The organism is Streptomyces sp. NPDC041713 (genome assembly GCF_055591085.1).
Map to the genome: position 1 here is coordinate 274,184 of NZ_JBVIZY010000004.1, position 15,409 is coordinate 289,592.

Annotated in this window: 13 protein-coding genes and 1 riboswitch; of the genes, 2 read left to right on the forward strand and 11 right to left on the reverse strand. The window is 73.3% G+C overall.

Annotated features, from left to right (window positions below; translation table 11 throughout):
• Positions 1-20: 20 nt before the first annotated feature.
• The 4 genes from ACZ6CV_RS14545 to ACZ6CV_RS14560 all read right to left on the reverse strand — a co-directional run bounded on the left by ACZ6CV_RS14545 (position 21) and on the right by ACZ6CV_RS14560 (position 5,577).
• A complete protein-coding gene (locus ACZ6CV_RS14545; protein ID WP_469251126.1) occupies positions 21-1,208 on the reverse strand; it encodes a thiolase family protein in 1,188 nt (395 codons plus the stop codon).
• Positions 1,209-1,484: 276 nt separating this feature from the next.
• Positions 1,485-2,705, reverse strand: coding sequence for an NAD(P)/FAD-dependent oxidoreductase (locus ACZ6CV_RS14550; RefSeq protein ID WP_469251127.1), 1,221 nt, complete (start codon positions 2,703-2,705; stop codon positions 1,485-1,487).
• Positions 2,702-4,117: an FAD-dependent oxidoreductase gene (locus ACZ6CV_RS14555; RefSeq protein WP_469251128.1), complete on the reverse strand. Its 1,416-nt coding sequence runs from the start codon at positions 4,115-4,117 to the stop codon at positions 2,702-2,704. The genes ACZ6CV_RS14550 and ACZ6CV_RS14555 overlap by 4 nt, the downstream gene beginning before the upstream one ends.
• Complete coding sequence (locus ACZ6CV_RS14560; RefSeq protein ID WP_469251129.1) at positions 4,117-5,577, reverse strand: FGGY family carbohydrate kinase; 1,461 nt, start codon at positions 5,575-5,577, stop codon at positions 4,117-4,119. The genes ACZ6CV_RS14555 and ACZ6CV_RS14560 overlap by 1 nt, the downstream gene beginning before the upstream one ends.
• A 237-nt stretch (positions 5,578-5,814) precedes the next feature.
• On the opposite strand from ACZ6CV_RS14560, the gene ACZ6CV_RS14565 reads away from it, so the two are divergent.
• Together ACZ6CV_RS14565 and ACZ6CV_RS14570 are read left to right on the forward strand one after the other, a co-directional pair.
• The gene (locus tag ACZ6CV_RS14565; protein ID WP_469251130.1) at positions 5,815-6,807 is read left to right on the forward strand and encodes a hypothetical protein; all 993 of its coding nucleotides are present in this window, start codon (positions 5,815-5,817) and stop codon (positions 6,805-6,807) included.
• A gap of 58 nt (positions 6,808-6,865) precedes the next feature.
• Positions 6,866-8,392, forward strand: a complete 1,527-nt coding sequence (locus ACZ6CV_RS14570; protein WP_469251132.1) for an amino acid permease — start codon at positions 6,866-6,868, stop codon at positions 8,390-8,392.
• A gap of 37 nt (positions 8,393-8,429) precedes the next feature.
• On the opposite strand, the gene ACZ6CV_RS14575 is transcribed toward ACZ6CV_RS14570, so the two are convergent.
• From ACZ6CV_RS14575 to ACZ6CV_RS14605, 7 genes are all read right to left on the reverse strand, one after another.
• A complete protein-coding gene (locus ACZ6CV_RS14575) occupies positions 8,430-9,164 on the reverse strand; it encodes an SDR family oxidoreductase (protein WP_469251133.1) in 735 nt (244 codons plus the stop codon).
• 75 nt (positions 9,165-9,239) lie between these two features.
• A complete protein-coding gene (locus ACZ6CV_RS14580) occupies positions 9,240-9,593 on the reverse strand; it encodes a hypothetical protein (protein WP_469251134.1) in 354 nt (117 codons plus the stop codon).
• A gap of 45 nt (positions 9,594-9,638) precedes the next feature.
• Positions 9,639-9,748, reverse strand: a riboswitch (SAM riboswitch).
• Positions 9,749-9,823: 75 nt separating this feature from the next.
• Complete coding sequence (locus ACZ6CV_RS14585; protein WP_469251135.1) at positions 9,824-11,182, reverse strand: radical SAM protein; 1,359 nt, start codon at positions 11,180-11,182, stop codon at positions 9,824-9,826.
• 106 nt (positions 11,183-11,288) lie between these two features.
• Positions 11,289-11,744, reverse strand: a complete 456-nt coding sequence (locus tag ACZ6CV_RS14590; protein WP_469251136.1) for a MarR family winged helix-turn-helix transcriptional regulator — start codon at positions 11,742-11,744, stop codon at positions 11,289-11,291.
• Positions 11,744-13,198 carry an MFS transporter gene (locus ACZ6CV_RS14595; RefSeq protein ID WP_469251138.1) on the reverse strand — a complete coding sequence of 485 codons (1,455 nt, stop codon included), beginning with the start codon at positions 13,196-13,198 and terminating at the stop codon, positions 11,744-11,746. The genes ACZ6CV_RS14590 and ACZ6CV_RS14595 overlap by 1 nt, the downstream gene beginning before the upstream one ends.
• Before the next feature lie 144 nt (positions 13,199-13,342).
• Positions 13,343-14,353 (reverse strand): Gfo/Idh/MocA family protein, encoded by a 1,011-nt coding sequence (locus ACZ6CV_RS14600; protein ID WP_469251139.1) that lies wholly within the window; start codon positions 14,351-14,353, stop codon positions 13,343-13,345.
• Positions 14,350-15,381 carry a Gfo/Idh/MocA family protein gene (locus ACZ6CV_RS14605; RefSeq protein WP_469251140.1) on the reverse strand — a complete coding sequence of 344 codons (1,032 nt, stop codon included), beginning with the start codon at positions 15,379-15,381 and terminating at the stop codon, positions 14,350-14,352. Before ACZ6CV_RS14605 ends, ACZ6CV_RS14600 begins: the two co-directional genes overlap by 4 nt.
• Positions 15,382-15,409 lie beyond the last annotated feature (28 nt).

Genomic DNA, 15,409 nt, shown 5'->3' on the forward strand with positions numbered 1-15,409 from the left:
ATGTCGGCGCGGAACCGTCGTCAGTCGCGCTCGACCAGGAGCGCGCTGCCCTGCCCCACGCCCACGCACATGGTCGCGAGGCCGCGGGTGGCGCCGGTGCGCCGCATGCGGTGCAGCAGGGTGGTGAGGATGCGGGCGCCGGAGCAGCCGAGGGGGTGGCCGAGCGCGATGGCCCCGCCGGACGGGTTGACCAGCTCCGGGTCGATGTCGAGGGCGTCGACGCAGGCCAGCGCCTGCGCGGCGAACGCCTCGTTGAACTCCGCCTCGTGCAGGTCCTCGATGCTCCAGCCCATCCGGTCGAGCACCTTGCGGGTGGCGGGGACCGGTCCGATGCCCATGACGTCCGGGTGGACGCCGGCGGAGGCGCCCGCCGCGTACCGCCCGAGGGATTCGAGTCCGAGGTCGTTCAGCGCCTCCTCGCTGACGAGCAGCAGCCCGGCGGCCCCGTCGTTCATCGGCGAGGCGTTGCCCGCGGTGACGGTGCCGTCCTTGCGGAAGACCGGCCGCAGACCGCTGAGCTTCTCGTACGAGGTGTCCTCGCGCACGCACTCGTCGGTGTCGACGACGGTGCCGTCCGGCCGGGTGACGGGGAGGAGTTCGTCGTCGAAGTGGCCGTCCTTGCGGGCGGCGGCGGCGCGCTGGTGGCTGCGGAGCGCGAACTCGTCCTGGCGCTCGCGGGCGATGCCGTACCGCGCGGCGACCTCCTCGGCGGTCTCGCCCATCGCGAGGACGCCGTGCAGGTCCTTCATCGCCGGGTTCGTCAGGCGCCAGCCGAGGCGGGTGTCGGCGGTCTCCATGCGGTGCGGCAGCGCCTCGTCGGGGCGGGGCAGGACGAACGGCGCGCGGCTCATCGACTCGGATCCGCCCGCGAGGACGATGTCCGCCTCGCCGGCGGCGACGGTGCGCGCGGCGGTCGTGACGGCTTCGAGGCCGGAGGCGCACAGCCGGTTCACGGTCGCCCCGGGCACGGACTCCGGGAGGCCCGCGAGGAGGGCGGCCATCCGCGCGACGTTGCGGTTGTCCTCGCCCGCCTGGTTGGCGGCGCCCCAGTAGACGTCGTCGATCCTGGCGGGGTCCAGCTGGGGGATGTCGGCGAGGAGGCCCTTCACGACGCCCGCTGCGAGGTCGTCGGGGCGGACGGAGGAGAGGGCGCCGCGGAGTCTGCCGATGGGGGTGCGGCGGGCGGCGGCGAAGTGGACGGTGCGCACGATACGGCTCCGGATCGTTCTGCGGGGTCTCGTTGCTTCGGTCTCGCGGGTCTCGCGGGTGGATCGAGTCGCTATGGGGTGGATCGAGTCGCTATGTGAATCGATACGTAAATTAGCGCTGCTAGTTTTGGAGTCTATGCGGGAGGCGGGGGCGATGGGAAGAGGGGTCCGGGCACGCCGGACCTCGGCGGGGCGTGCAGCCCATCCGTACCGCAGCGCGAGCCGCCCACCCGTACCGCAGCGCGAGCCCCTCATCCGTACCGCAGCGCGAAGCCGCTACCCCAGCGCGACCCGCACCGCGCCGCCCCTGGCGTCCACCCGCGCCGTCCAGCTCCCGGAGATACGGAACGGACGGTTCGGGACGGCCGGGCGGCGCAGTCCCGCGCGGTGCAGGGTCCTGCCGTCCTGCGTGATCACCAGAGCCGGGCGCGCGACGAACGCGGCGGTCCGCAGGACGAACCCCTCGCTCGGCTCGTCCTCGGTCAGCCGGTTCGGGGCGACCCAGGCGAGCGGCGCCGCGACCCGCAGCGGCACCGTCGTCGCCGGCCAGTCGCCGTCGTGGAGATAGCGCCGCACGGCCGCTGCCGCAACGCTCCCCTCGTGCGCCACCGCACGGGCCGGCTCGGCGGCGTGCAGGACGTTGCCCACCGCGAAGACGCCGCGCGCGTCGGTGCGGAAGGCGCCGTCGACCGCCGGGCCCCGGGTGCCGGGGTCCATCGACAGCCCGCCGCGCCTTGCCAGTTCGTGGTCGGGGACGAAGTCACCCGTGAACACGACGGTGTCGCAGGCGACCTGCGCGGTCCTGCCGTCCCGGTGCCGCAGCGCGACGCCCGAGAGGCGGCCTCGGCCGAGGAGTTCGGTGACCGTGGCGTCGGTGAGCAGCGGGACGCCGTGCCGCAGCCGGGCGTCGAAGGCGCGGGCCCGTGCCGCCTGGTGGTGCGGATGCTCGGTGACCAGCGCGGCGACGGTGACCCCGGCCCGCCGCAGCGTGTCCAGGGCGGCGAAGCTCACCGGCTCGGCGCCGACCACGACGGCCCGGCTGCCGACCCGCTGTCCGTGCAGGTGGACGGCCTGCTGGAGCTCGCCGGTGGTGAAGACCCCGGCGGGCCGGGTGCCCGGCACGAGGCGTGCGGCGCGGGGCCGTTCGCGGGCGCCGGTGGCGAGGACGACCGCGCGGGCGGTGATGCGTTCGAGGCCGCGCGGGCTGGTGGTGTCGACGGTGAGCGGCGCCGACCACGCGGTCACGCTCACCCCGGTCCGCAGGACCGCGCCGTGGCCCACGGCCGCCGCCACGCAGCGCTCCGCGTACTGCGGCCCGGTCATCCCGAGGCGTCCGAAGCCGCCGTGCAGACAGTGCCGCGGGACTCCGCCCGCCTGCCGTTCCCGGTCCACGACCTCGACCTCGCCGACGCCCGACGCGGCGAGCCCGGCCGCGGTGGCGAGGCCCGCGGGCCCCGCGCCGACGACCAGCACGTCGACGATGCGCTCGCGCCTCATCCGGTACCCAACTCCGCACCCCGTTCGTAGAGTTCCCGCACCTCGGCCCCGCAGTAGAAGCCCTGGCAGCGGCCGCTCCGTGCCCGGGTGCGACGGCGCAGCCCGTCGAGCGAGCCAGGCGGCACGGTCGACGCGAGCGCGTCGCGGATCTCGCCGCGGCTCACGCGTTCACAGTGACAGACCACGTCGCCGTACGCGGGGTCGGCCGCGATGAGGTCGGCGCGCTCGCAGGGGCGCGGGAAGGCCTCACCGAGGTTCGGCATGCGGACGGCGGGCAGCTCACGGGGCTCGGCCAGGTGCAGTCCCGTGGCGCCGAGGAGTTCGGTGACGTGGGCGGCGATGGCGAGGGACGCGGTGAGGCCGGTGGAGCGGATCCCGCCGACGGTGACACGGCGCTGTTCCTTGTGGACGCTGATGCGGTAGTCGTCGTGCTCGGTGGCGGCGCGCAGTCCGGCGTAGACCGCGGTGACCTCCTCGTCGAGCAGCTCGGGCAGGATCCGGCCGCCCTGCTCGCGCAGTGCGGCGATGCCGTCGGCCGTCGATCCGGTGGCCGTCTTGTCGTCCAGATCCTCGGCGGTGGGTCCGAGCAGGACGTTCCCGTACACGGTCGGCGCCACCAGGACGCCCTTGCCGAGCGCCGTGGGGACCGGCAGCAGGATGTGCCGCACCAGGTCGCGGGCGAGCTTGTCGAAGACGAGGAGCTGGCCGCGGCGCGGGGTGACGGTGAAGTCGTCGTGGCCGAGGAGCCGGTCGAGGGAGTCGGCGTGCAGACCCGCGGCGTTGACGAGGTACCGGGCGCGCACCGGGCCGCGCGCGGTGATCAGCACGTGCGGGTCGGCCGTCGGACCGACGTCCTCCACGCGGCAGTTGAGGAGCAGGTCCACGCCCGCGCGGACCGCCTGGGTGGCGTAGGCGAGGGTGGTGGTCCAGGGGCAGATGATGCTCTCGCCGGGGACGTCGAGCGCGCCGCGGGCGCCGGGGCCCAGATGTGGCTCGCGGGCCCGGACCTCCGCGGGGCCGATGATGCGGGCGTCCGTGTAGCCGTTGCGCTCCGCCTTCGCCAACAGCCCCGGCAGCGCGTCGAGTTGTTCGGCGTTCCAGGCGACGAGGAGTGCGCCGACGGGTTCGACGGGGATGCCCGTCTCGGCGGCGTACGCGGCGAGCAGCCGGCTGCCCTCGCGGACCAGGCGGGCCTCCAGGGAGCCGGGCACGGCGTCGAAGCCGGTGTGCAGGATCGCCGTGTTCGCCTTCGACGTGCCCTCACCGACGTCGTTCGCGGCCTCGACCAGGGCGATGCGCAGGCCGGGGCGGCGGGCGAGGTCACGGGCGACGGCCGCGCCGACGACTCCCGCGCCGACGACGGCCACGTCGTACGTCACGTCGGGCAGCGCGCCCCGCCTGACCACGGCCATCAGGGCGTACGTTCCGTCAGGGCGGTCACGGCGGAGCGGAAGCCCGCGAGGCGTTCGGCCGCCCGGTCCGCGTCGATCCGTGGTTCGTAGACGGCGGCGGGCCGCCACGCGGGGACCGCGTCCGCGACGGTGAGGGAGGGGTCGAGGCCGATCCGGGCGACGGCGGCCGCGCCGAGCGCGGTGACGTCGGGCAACGCCGAGACCTCGACGGGGAGTTGGAGCAGGTCGGCCTGGGTCTGCATGAGGAGCGCCGAGCGGGTCAGGCCGCCGTCGACGCGCAGGCTCGTCAGGGGCTCCCCGAGGTCGGCGGTCACCGCGTCGGCGAGCGCGGCCACCTGCGCCCCGATGCCCTCGCACAGGGCGCGCACCAGGTGGCCCGGGGTGGTGTCGAGGCCGAGTCCGGTCAGCGACCCGCGCACGTCACCGCGCCACCACGGCGCGGCGAGCCCCGCGAGGGCCGGTACGAAGGTGACGCCGCCGGCGTCCGGTACGGCGGAGCCGACGGGGTCGATGTCCTCCGCCCCCGCGATCACGCCGAGGTCGGTGAGCCAGCGGACGGCCGAGGCGACCGTGTACACCTGCCCGTCGAGGCAGTAGCTGCTGCGCCCCGCGAGCCGCCAGGCGACGCAGCTGACGAGCCCCGAGGCGCCGCGCCGCGGCCGCGATCCGGTCTGCGCGAGCAGGAACGCCCCGGTACCGTAGGTGCACTTGGCGCTTCCCGGCATGGTCACGTCCTGGGCGAGCAGGGCGGCCTGCTGGTCGACGAGGAGGCCGGTGACGGGGAGTTCGGGGCCGAAGGCGGTGGTCGTCCCGACGGGTCCTGCCGCGTCGACGACCTCGGGCAGCCGCTCGTCGCCGAGTCCGTACAGCTCCAGGGCGCGCGGTGACCACTGGACCGTGTCGAGGTCGAGGAGCTGGGTGCGGCCGGCCGTCGCGGCGTCGGTGACGTAGGCGCCGGTGAGCCGGTGGACGAGCCAGGCGTCGCTGGTCGTGACCACGCCGCGCCGGGTGCGGTGGCGGCGTATCCACGCCATCTTGGGCGCCGCGAAGTACGGGTCGAGCGGCAGCCCGGTGAGCTTCCGCAACTCCTCGGCGTGTTCGGCGAGTCCGGCGCAGACGGATGCGGCGCGGCGGTCCTGCCAGACGAGGGCGTCGGTGAGCGGCTTCCCGGTGTCCGGGTCCCAGGCGAGGACCGTCTCGCCCTGGTTGGCGAGGCCGACGGCGGCGACCGGCTCGCCCGCGTCGGCCAGCGCCGCGCGGCCCGCCGCGACGACGGAGCCGTACAGCTCGGCGGGGTCGGCCTCGACCAGGCCGCCGGGGAGGTGGCGGGGACGCACCACGGCCGCGCCCGCGCCGATCACGCCGCGTTCCGGGCAGACGACGAGGGCCTTGGTGCCGGACGTGCCCTGGTCGACGGCGAGCACGGGCCGCTGCGCCGAAGGCCGCTCATAGGTGATCACCGCGGCAGCGTGCTACAGCCGCCCGGAGGGCGTCAAGGGACCTGAATGACACGTTCTGCACACCAAATGACCGTTCGGCGTGCCGTGTTGACAAATCAAGGTCACAAAAGATCCACGAATGGCCTTGGCACCGGAAGGGCCGGATCTACACTGTCGGCCATGTCACATCCTCAACTCCCGTAACACCCGCATCGTTTAACCGTTCAACCTCCGCCCTCTTCCCCCAACAGAGGACTCATGCCCATGGCGTTAGGCCGCCCGGTGTACCACCCGGCAGGCCACGACGAAGCGCTGCGCGCGGTGCTCCAGGACCTCAGGACCGGTCGCTGGGTCTCCACGCGCAACCTGCTGACCGAGACACCCGACTGGGGGTTGTGGACGCAACGCACACAGGTCCTCGGCGCCGCCGTCGCCGGTTCCGACGTGGTGCGGGCCTGGCGTGCCGAGGAGCCGCACAGCGCGTCGGCCGCGGTGCTGCACGCCCGTGTCCTGGTGGAGCGTGCCCTGCGCGCGCACCGCACGGGGCACCACAAGACCAACGACCTGTGGCGCGAGGCCGTCGCCGCGTGCGGCGACGCGTCCGCCCTGTCGCCCGAGGACCCGGTTCCGTGGATCTGCCTGCTCGCCCTGGCCCAGCTCGACGTGGGCCAGCGGTGGGACGAGCACCGGGCGGCGCCGCCTGAGCCGATGCTCTTCCCCGGCCCCTGGCAGCTGCTCGCCGAGGCCGACAAGCGGGATCCGGGCAACCGCGAGGCGTACCACCGGATGCTGCAGTTCGTGTACGGGCGCCGCACGGGAGGCCCCCTCACCGAGGCGTACAACTTCGTGCAGTGGGCGTCGGCCGCCGCGCCCGCGGGATCAGCGCTGCACCTGCTGCCGCTCTACGTGCGCGTCGAGCGGTACCGCCGCGAGTCCGGCCAGGAGCAGGCCCTCGACCTGCACTGGATATCCGAGGACGCCACCCGCTCCGCGCTGCTCGCCCTGCAGCTGTGGTTCGACCACACGACGCCCTCCGCGACCTCGCTGCTCGACCTCAACTACCTCGCCCACGCCTTGTGGGGCGCGCACCAGTTCCACGACGCCTCACGGGTCTTCCAGGCCCTCGACCCGTTCTTCACCACGGTCCCGTGGGCGTACCGCACCCACTCCCCCGGCGACGCCGACGCCGCCGCCGAGGTCTTCGTCCAGGCCCGCGCCCGCTGCTTCAGCGCGTCCCGCGGCCCCGGCTAGCCCGCCCACCCGTCCCTTCTCCCCGCGCTCCCCCGCCGCTCCCCCCGGAGGTCCCACCGTGTCCCGCACCACCTGGTCGTCGAGCACCGTCCCAGCGCCACGCCAGGACGAGGAACAACGCCTGAGAGAACTCGGCTACCAGCCCGTCCTGGCCCGCCGCATGGGCGGCTTCGGCAACTTCGCCATCAGCTTCTCGGTCATCTCCATCCTGTCCGGCTGCATGACGCTGTACGGCTTCGGCATGAACACCGGCGGCCCCGCCGTGATGCTCTGGGGCTGGGCGGGCGTCGGCCTGTTCGTGCTCTGCGTCGGCATGGCGCTCGCCGAGGTCACCAGCGCGTACCCGACGTCGGGCGCCCTGTACTACATGGCCGACCGGCTCGGCGGACGCCGGTGGGGCTGGTACACGGGGTGGCTGAACCTGCTCGGGCTGCTCGGCGCGATAGCGGGCATCGACTACGGCGCCGCGCTGTTCACCGGCGCGTTCCTGAACCTGAAGTTCGGCTTCACGCCGACCCCCGAGAAGACCTTCCTGATCTTCCTGTGCATCCTGCTCCTGCACGCCGTCCTGAACCTGTTCAACGTGCGGCTGGTCAGCCTGCTCAACTCGATCAGCGTGTGGTGGCACGTGGCCGGAGTCGCCGTGATCGTCGGCGTCCTCCTGATCGTGCCGGACCACCACCAGTCGGCGTCGTCCGTCTTCGGCACGTTCGTGAACGACACGGGCTGGGACAACCCGCTCTACGTGACGGCGATCGGCCTGCTCCTCGCCCAGTACACGTTCTGCGGATACGACGCGTCCGCGCACCTGTCGGAGGAGACCTCCAACGCCTCGGTCACCGCGGCACGCGGCATCGTGCGCGCCATCTGGGCGTCCTGGATCGCCGGCTTCGTCCTGCTCGCCGGGCTGAGCTTCGCCATCCAGGACTACGTGGGCGCCCAGAACAGCTCGACCGGGGTGCCGCCCGCGCAGATCATGATCGACGCGATCGGCGAGTCCGGCGCGACGGCGCTGCTGCTCATCGTCATCGTGGCGCAGCTGTTCTGCGGCAACGCGGAGACCGCCGCGGCCAGCCGCATGGTGTTCGCGTTCAGCCGCGACAACGCGCTGCCCGGCTCGGCGATCTGGCGCAAGGTCAGCTCCCGCACCCAGGTGCCGGTGCCCGCCGTGTGGCTGTCGGTGGGGCTCGCCGCGGTCATCGCGCTGCCCTCCCTGTACTCGACGACCGCGTACACGGCGGTGACCGCCATCAACGTCATCGGCATCACGCCCGCGTACGCCATCCCGATCTACCTGCGCCTTCGCGCGGGCGACCGCTTCCAGCCGGGGCCGTGGAACCTCGGCCGCTGGAGCAAGCCGGTCGGCTGGATCGCGGTGGTCTGGGTGCTGTTCGTGACGGTGCTGTTCTGCCTGCCGCAGGTCTCCCCGGTGACCGTCGACTCGATGAACTACGCGTCGATCGCACTCGCCGCGGTGCTGCTTCTGGCCACCGTGTGGTGGTTCGTGGCGCGCCGCTCCTACAGCACGCCGCAGGCGTACGGTTCGGACCGCGAGCAGGCCGAGGTCGCGGAGAACATCGTCTGAGTCACGGTCACGGCCCGAGCCCGCTCCGCGGACGGCGTCAGCGACCGCCTGCCACCCGCACGATCGTGCCGGTCGCGTACGAGGCGTCGTCGGAGAGCAGCCAGCTGACGGCCGCCGCGATCTCCGACGGCCGGCCCGAGCGCCCCAGGGGGATGCCCGCGGCGAGCTTCGCGGGGCGCTCGGGGTCGGCGTGGAACTCGGTCCAGATCACGCCGGGGGCCACGGCGTTGACGCGGATGCCGTCGCCCGCGACCTCCTTGGAGAGGCCGACCGTCAGCGTGTCGACGGCGCCCTTGGCCGCCGCGTAGTGGACGTACTCGCCGGGGGCGCCGAGGGTGGCCGCCGCGGACGAGACGTTCACGATCGCGCCGCCGCCGTTCGCGGTCAGGTCCCGCACCGCGCGCCGGGCGCAGAGCAGATAGCCGAGGACGTTCACTTCGAGCGCCCGGCGCATGCCCTCGGCGTCGGCCTCCGCGAGGGGGCCGACGGGGCCGCTCACGCCGGCGTTGTTGACCAGACCGGTGACCGGGCCGAGTTCGGCGGCGGCGGTGTCGAAGAGGCGGTCGACGTCGGCCTCGTCGGCGGTGTCGACCTGGACGGTGACGCAGCGGCGGCCGGCCGCGCGGACCGCGTCGGCGGCCTCTTCGGCGGCCGCCTCGTCGGAGCGGTAGCCGATGACGACGTCGTGGCCGTCCTCGGCGAGACGGGCGCTGACGGCCGCGCCGATACCGCGGCTGCCGCCGGTGACGACGGTGACGGGGTGGTGCTGCACGGGGGACCTCCGGCTCTGGGTGGCTGACTGTCGCGCCGCCCGGACCCGGGGGTCGCCCGCGTCCGGATCACGCCGTCATCCTACGAAGCGGTGATCTTGACCGGTGGGCAGGGCGGGACGGCCGGTGGGCAGGTCCGCATCGAGCGGGATCAGGGTGGCGCGGCCGGTGCCGTGCCGCAGCCGCAGCAGATTGCGGCCGGGCTCCCACTGGACGACGCCGTGGTGGGCGCGCAGCTGGGCCCGCAGCCGTTCCGGGTCGGAAGTGCGGAGCGCGGCGGGGGCGCCCAGGGTGGGGCCGAGGAGGTGGAGCGGGATCAGGCCGTCGTCGCGTACGTCGTACGAGGAGAGCAGTACGTCGACCTGCTCGGCGGGCTCGTCGTGCGCGGCGTCGTCGGCCGCGAGGGTGGGAGTGGCGTGCTGGTGCGTCATGGTGCGCCTCCGGAGTCGTGGACCCCGGGTGTCGCCGACCCCGGTGATCCGCCGTTCCCCGTGCACGTCGCACGGGGCGGGTCGTCACCCGGGGCACCCGCGACGGAGCGGGGTGCCGTCCAGCGAGCCGGGGCTTGGCGCTGGAACTCGTGACCCGCACCGACCGTAACACGGTGTCCCGGAGGCCTGCCCGGGGTTTCTCACGCCCCGGGCAGGCGTCCGGGCGGGGCCTACGGTGCCTCGGCCGGGACGACCGCGTCCTCCGGGGCGGCCGCCTCGGCGGGCAGGCTGTCCATGAACGAGCTGACCGAGAAGACTGCGTTGCCGGGGCCCGCGGGGCCGTAACCGGGGGGCGACGACAGGCCGTTGGCCTCCATCGTGGCGCGGTAGGCCTCCAGGAGCCGCACGTGGTACTCCAGCGGGGCGCCCTGCGGGTTCGCCTTGCCGAGCGGCGTCGTGGGCTCGGGGCACCACGTGGTGAAGCGGGGCGTGATGCCGCGCGACATGAAGTACTGCAGGCCCTCGACGGTGGAGTCGATGGCCTCGTCGACCGTCTTGAAGCCGAACGGCTCGGCCATCTCCACGCCCGCGACGAAGTTGGGGATGACGTTGCGCGGCCCGAACACCTCGGCGGAGTCCAGGATGCGGCGGTGCCACTCGTCACGGCCGACGTAGCGCTCCTTGCCGGGGCAGTACCGCTCGAAGAGGTAGGGGTCCCACACCTCGTAGTTGGGGTGGTAGATCCGCACGCCGTAGTCGTGGAAGCGCTGCACGTCCGCCTTGGGCAGCGCCTGGGCGACGACCTTGCCGATCCAGCGGCCCGGGAAGCGCTCCTCGATGGCCTTCGCGTACTGGCCGTAGAAGTCGGCCTCGTCCTTGCCCTGGAGCTGTGTGGTGATGGCGCCGCCGGTGAGCGTGTACGCGGTGGACGACTTGTTCGTGTCGTACTTGTCGATGATGGCGAGGGCTTCGAGGACCTCGTCCATCGGCTTCACGCCCGTGTAGGGGCGGCCGGCCGCCTTCTGCTGGCGCCAGTTGTGGTTGATGTCGCAGTACTGGCACTCCTCCTTGGCGCCGAAGTACTGGCAGACCCGGAAGACCGTCAGGTAGATGAGGTAGCCCCACTGGATGGTGGGCGCCACCTCCATCACCGACTTGCCGTTCTCCAGCGTGTGCCGGTAGTAGTCCGGCATCGGCGGCAGGCCGACGTCGGAGATCCGGGCGCCGTCCAGGTACAGGCCGAGGACGCCGTGGTCGTCGGCGGCCACGCGGTAGGGCGAGGACGGGTTCACGCGGACCGAGACGACGGTGCGGCGCAGCTCGTAGGGGCCGCCGGTGAGGACGATCTCCTCGGGCGGTCGGCGCAGGGCCGCGGCGCCCAGTTCGGGGAGCGTGCCGTGGTCGAAGGAGAAGATGAAGTACGACTTCGGCTTGACCTCGCCGCCTTCGTTGTCGCTCAGCGCCGACTCGTCGAAGGCGATGCCGCCGCGCAGCAGATCCTCCTTGATGACGGCTTCCCGCGGCACGTGCGGGAACCGCTCCATGAGTGACTCGATGAGCTCGGTACGGCTCTCGCTGCGGCTTGGCATGGGCCGGGCACCTCGGATCTTGTCGGTCGATCTGTCCCGTCCACGCTAATACCCGGCCGATCCGTTCGGGACCGGGCTCCGGTCGTAGGGCGGTCGCACCGCGCGGCTATGCTTTCAAGAGTTTCGCCAGAACGCGGTCGAGCGCCTCGATGTCCTCGTCCGGCAGCTCCAGGAGCGCGTCGGGCGGTGTGGTGAGGATCGCGGTGGCGCGGGCGGCCGCGGCCCGGCCCTCCTCGGTGAGGTGGACCAGTTTGGACCGGCGGTCGTCGGGGTTGGTGATGCGTTCGGCGAGGCCGCGGCGGACCAGGTCGTCGACGATGACGCTGGTGTAGGGCGGGTCGCTGCCCAGCCGCACGGTCAGGTCCCGCAGCGTGATCGGGTCGCCGGTGAGGCGGCGCAGCGCCCTGATGCGGCTGAAGCTCATGCCGAGGCTATCGGCCACCGCCTTGCGCCGGTTGTGCCGGTCGAGCACCAGCGTGTTCAGGCCCTGCCAGACCCGGGTCGCCGTCCTGAGGGCCGCGTCGTCGGCCGCCTGCGGCTCGGTGTCGTGTGCGCGCTCCATCAGGCCTTCACTGTCTCCTTCGTCCCCTCCGCGTCCTCGGCGGCGAGCGTCCGCGCGGTGCGCCGGGCCGTTTCCCTGGCCCAGCGGCCGGAGGTGAGCGTACCCGTGACCAGCACGGCGGCGCCGCAGCCCCCGATGATCCACCAGGCCGTGCGGCCCGCGTCGGTGAAGCCCGCCGCGCCCGCGTGCACCCCGCCGGCCATGAGCGCGCCGATGACGGCGACGCCGAGGGACTGGCCGACCTGCCGGCTGGTGGAGGCGACCGCGGCGGCGAGTCCCGCCTGCGAGCGGGGCATCCCCGAGACGGCGGTGTTGGTGATGGGCGCGTTGACCAGGCCGAATCCGGTGCCGAAGAGCAGATACGCGACGACGAGCAGCGCCGTCGGCATGTGCGTGGAGTAGGTGAGGGCCTGCAGTACGGCGCTCGCGCACAGCGCGGCCCCCGCGAGCAGCAGCGGCGTGCGCGGCCCGCGCGCGGCCACCATGCGGCCCGAGACCGGCGCGGTGAGCAGCGCCATGAGGGCCATCGGCAGCATGAAGAGGCCGGCGTCCAGCGGGTCGAGGTGGCGCACGTTCTGCAGATACAGCGAGCTGACGAAGAGGAACCCGCCGAGCCCGGCGAAGGTGGCGACCGCGATGACGGTGGCGCCGGCGAACGGGGCGGAACGGAAGAACCGCAGATCGATGAGGGGGTCGGTGCGCCTCGGTTCGTACCGGAGCAGGCCGAGCAGCGCACACAGTGCCACGACCGCGCTGCCGGCGACGAGGGGCGAGGTCCAGCCGCGGGTCGGCGACTCGATGATGGCGTACGTGAGGGTGAGCAGCAGGACGATGACGAGTGCCTGGCCGACCGGGTCGACGCGGCGGGGGCGGGCCGCGCGCGATTCCGGGACGTACTTGCGGACGAGGAAGAGCGCGGCCAGACCGATCGGCACGTTGATCCAGAAGATGGACCGCCAGCCCGCCGACTCGACGAGCGCTCCGCCGATGATCGGCCCGGCGGCCATGCTGATGCCGACGACGCCGCTCCACACGCCGATGGCACGGGCTCGCCGGCGGGGGTCGGTGAAGGTGTTGCTGATGATCGACATGGCGACGGGGTTGAGCATCGAGCCGCCGACGGCCTGCAGGATGCGGGCGGCGACGAGCCAGCCGAGGCCGGGGGCGAGTCCGCAGAGCAGGGAGGCGGCGGTGAAGATCGCCAGTCCCGCCCGGAGCGTGCGGCGGCGGCCCACGCGGTCGGCGGTCGAGCCCGACAGCATCAGCAGGGCGGCGAGGACCAGCGTGTAGGCGTCGACGGTCCACTGCAGTCCGGAGACCGAGGTGTGCAGGTCACGCTGGATGGAGGGCAGGGCGATGTTCAGGATGGTGTTGTCGAGACTGACGATCAGCATGCTCATGCAGCAGATGGCGAGCACGAGCCAGGGCCGCGGGCGGGCGGCGTCCTCCGGCATGACGGGACTCCTCGGGTGGGTGCGCGGCGGGTTCGCGGGTGGGTGCGCGAGTGGGTGCGCTCATTTGTTTGTGTTGTCACAACCATTGTGAGGCTACAACTAATACCCGGAGCTGTCATGCGAGGTTGCGAGGCCGGCAAATTCCTACAGAGCCACCGGCACCCCGCTGCGGGCCGACGCGTAGCCCGCCTCCACTATGCGCAGCGTGCGCAGGCCGCCCTCGCCGTCGGCGACCGTCATGTCGTCCTCCGCGGGGCCGAACAGGAAGGCACGCAGCATGAGTTCGTCCAGGTCGACGCCGAACGGAACCTCGATGCCGCGCCCTTGCCGTTCGCTGAAGCCGTGCACGTTCTGGTCGAAGGCGTCCATCTCCAGGGTGGCCCGTTCGCCGACGACGGTGAGTTCGAGGCCGCCCCAGGAGTGGTGGGAGCGGGGGTGGGACCAGCTGCAGTCGATGGTGGCGACGGCGCCGTCCGCGTAGGTGACGCTGACCAGGCCGCTGGTCTCGGCGGCGACCTCGCCCGCGTACAGGAGGTTGTTGGTCTGGGCGTACACCTCCACGGCCCGCGCCTCGCCGAAGAGGTCGTCGAGGAGGTCGGCGATGTGCACCGTGTGGTCCATGAGGGCGCCGCCGCCGGAGAGTTCGGGCTCGGCGAACCAGCGGCGGGCGCGGGTCGGCATGGCGCCGTTGTTCGCGCCGGACACGGCGAGGATCCGTCCCGTCCGGCCCGAGGCGACGGCCGACTTCACGGCGGCGTACGCGGGGCTGAACCGCACCGGGTAGGCGACCGCGAGCCGCACGCCCGCGGCGCGGCAGGCGGCGACCATCGCCTCGCCGTCCGCCACCGAGGCCGCGAGCGGCTTCTCGCAGAGGACGGGCACGCCGTGCGCCGCGGCGAGCTCGACCAGCGGCCGGTGCCGGGCGTTCTCGGAGCAGACGATCACCGCGTCCGGGCCCCAGGCGAAGACCTGCTCGTACGTGTCCGCGTACCCGGTGCCCGCGGCGTCGGCGACGGCGCGGCCGCGCACCTCGCCGGGGGCGGCGCGGTCCGTGTCCGGGTCGCAGCCGAGGACCTCGATGCCGGGCATGCGGGCGAGGAGGCGCAGATACCCGGCGGCGTGGACGTGGGCGAACGACAGGACGGCGACCTTCATCGTGCTGCCTCCTCGATCTCGATGACGCGGCCGGTGCGGCTGGACTCCACCGCGGCCTCGGCTATCCGCACGGCCTCGACGCCGTCGCGGGTGCTCACGCGGGGTGCGGGTCCGCCGTCGCCGGGCCCGCCCTCCCGCCAGGACGCCGCGAAGTCGCGGAGTTCGGCGTGGAAGGGGCTCTCCGTCATGGGGCTCGACGGGATGCCCTCGTTGGCCGCCCGTACGCCCTGTGCGGTGATGCGGAAGCCGGGCACGGCGGTGGAGTCGTGGTGCAGCAGGCCGTCCCGGCCCGCGACCCGGAAGGTCGTACGGAACTGCTGGTCCGGCAGGCCCCACAGGCCGTTGATGTGGCTGACGGCGCCCGAGGCGTGGGTGAGGACGGCGGTGGCGGTGACGACCTCGGGCGGGGTGCCGGTGGCGCGTTCGACGCCGCGGGTCCGTGCGTGCACGCGGACCACGTCGCCCGCGAGCCAGCGGGCGATGTCGATGTCGTGCACCATCAGGTCCATGATGACGCCGCCGGACTGGGCCGGGTCGCCGAACCACGGCGCCCACTGGGGCCTGGCCCCGCCGCGCGTGAAGCGCAGCACGGCGAGTTCGCCGAGGTCGCCGCGGACGACGGCCCGCCGCAGGGCCGCGTACGCGGGGAAATAGCGCACCACATGGGCGGGATGGAGCCGCACGCCCGCCGCGTCGGCGGCCGCCGCCATCTCCTCGGCGTCACGGGCGGTGAGGGCGAGCGGTTTCTCGCAGACGACGTGCCGGCCCGCGGCGACGGCGGCGAGGACGAGGTCCTTGTGGGTGGGGGTGGGGGTGCAGACGTCGACGGCGTCCGCGTCCGCGAGGAGCGCGCCGGGGCTGTCCACGGACCGGACGTCGTGCCCGCGCCCGGCGTACTCGGACGCGAGCTTCTCGGCGGAGCCGTCGACGGTGTACATGCTCACCCGGGCGCCGAGCGCGAGCCAGCCGGGCAGATGGGCACGGGCGATGCCGCCTGCGCCGAACAGGCCGATGTGGAGCGGTGGCATAGAGGGGCTGCCTTTCCTTGCCGTGGGC

What these genes read in the sequence shown, in the direction of transcription:
- ACZ6CV_RS14550 (WP_469251127.1), bottom strand. Translation starts at nt 2,705, where the DNA reads ATGAGGCGCGAGCGCATCGTCGACGTGCTGGTCGTCGGCGCGGGGCCC.
- ACZ6CV_RS14555 (WP_469251128.1), bottom strand. Translation starts at nt 4,117, where the DNA reads ATGGCCGTGGTCAGGCGGGGCGCGCTGCCCGACGTGACGTACGACGTG.
- ACZ6CV_RS14565 (WP_469251130.1), top strand. Translation starts at nt 5,815, where the DNA reads ATGCCCATGGCGTTAGGCCGCCCGGTGTACCACCCGGCAGGCCACGAC.
- ACZ6CV_RS14580 (WP_469251134.1), bottom strand. Translation starts at nt 9,593, where the DNA reads ATGACGCACCAGCACGCCACTCCCACCCTCGCGGCCGACGACGCCGCG.
- ACZ6CV_RS14585 (WP_469251135.1), bottom strand. Translation starts at nt 11,182, where the DNA reads ATGCCAAGCCGCAGCGAGAGCCGTACCGAGCTCATCGAGTCACTCATG.
- ACZ6CV_RS14590 (WP_469251136.1), bottom strand. Translation starts at nt 11,744, where the DNA reads ATGGAGCGCGCACACGACACCGAGCCGCAGGCGGCCGACGACGCGGCC.
- ACZ6CV_RS14595 (WP_469251138.1), bottom strand. Translation starts at nt 13,198, where the DNA reads ATGCCGGAGGACGCCGCCCGCCCGCGGCCCTGGCTCGTGCTCGCCATC.
- ACZ6CV_RS14600 (WP_469251139.1), bottom strand. Translation starts at nt 14,353, where the DNA reads ATGAAGGTCGCCGTCCTGTCGTTCGCCCACGTCCACGCCGCCGGGTAT.
- ACZ6CV_RS14605 (WP_469251140.1), bottom strand. Translation starts at nt 15,381, where the DNA reads ATGCCACCGCTCCACATCGGCCTGTTCGGCGCAGGCGGCATCGCCCGT.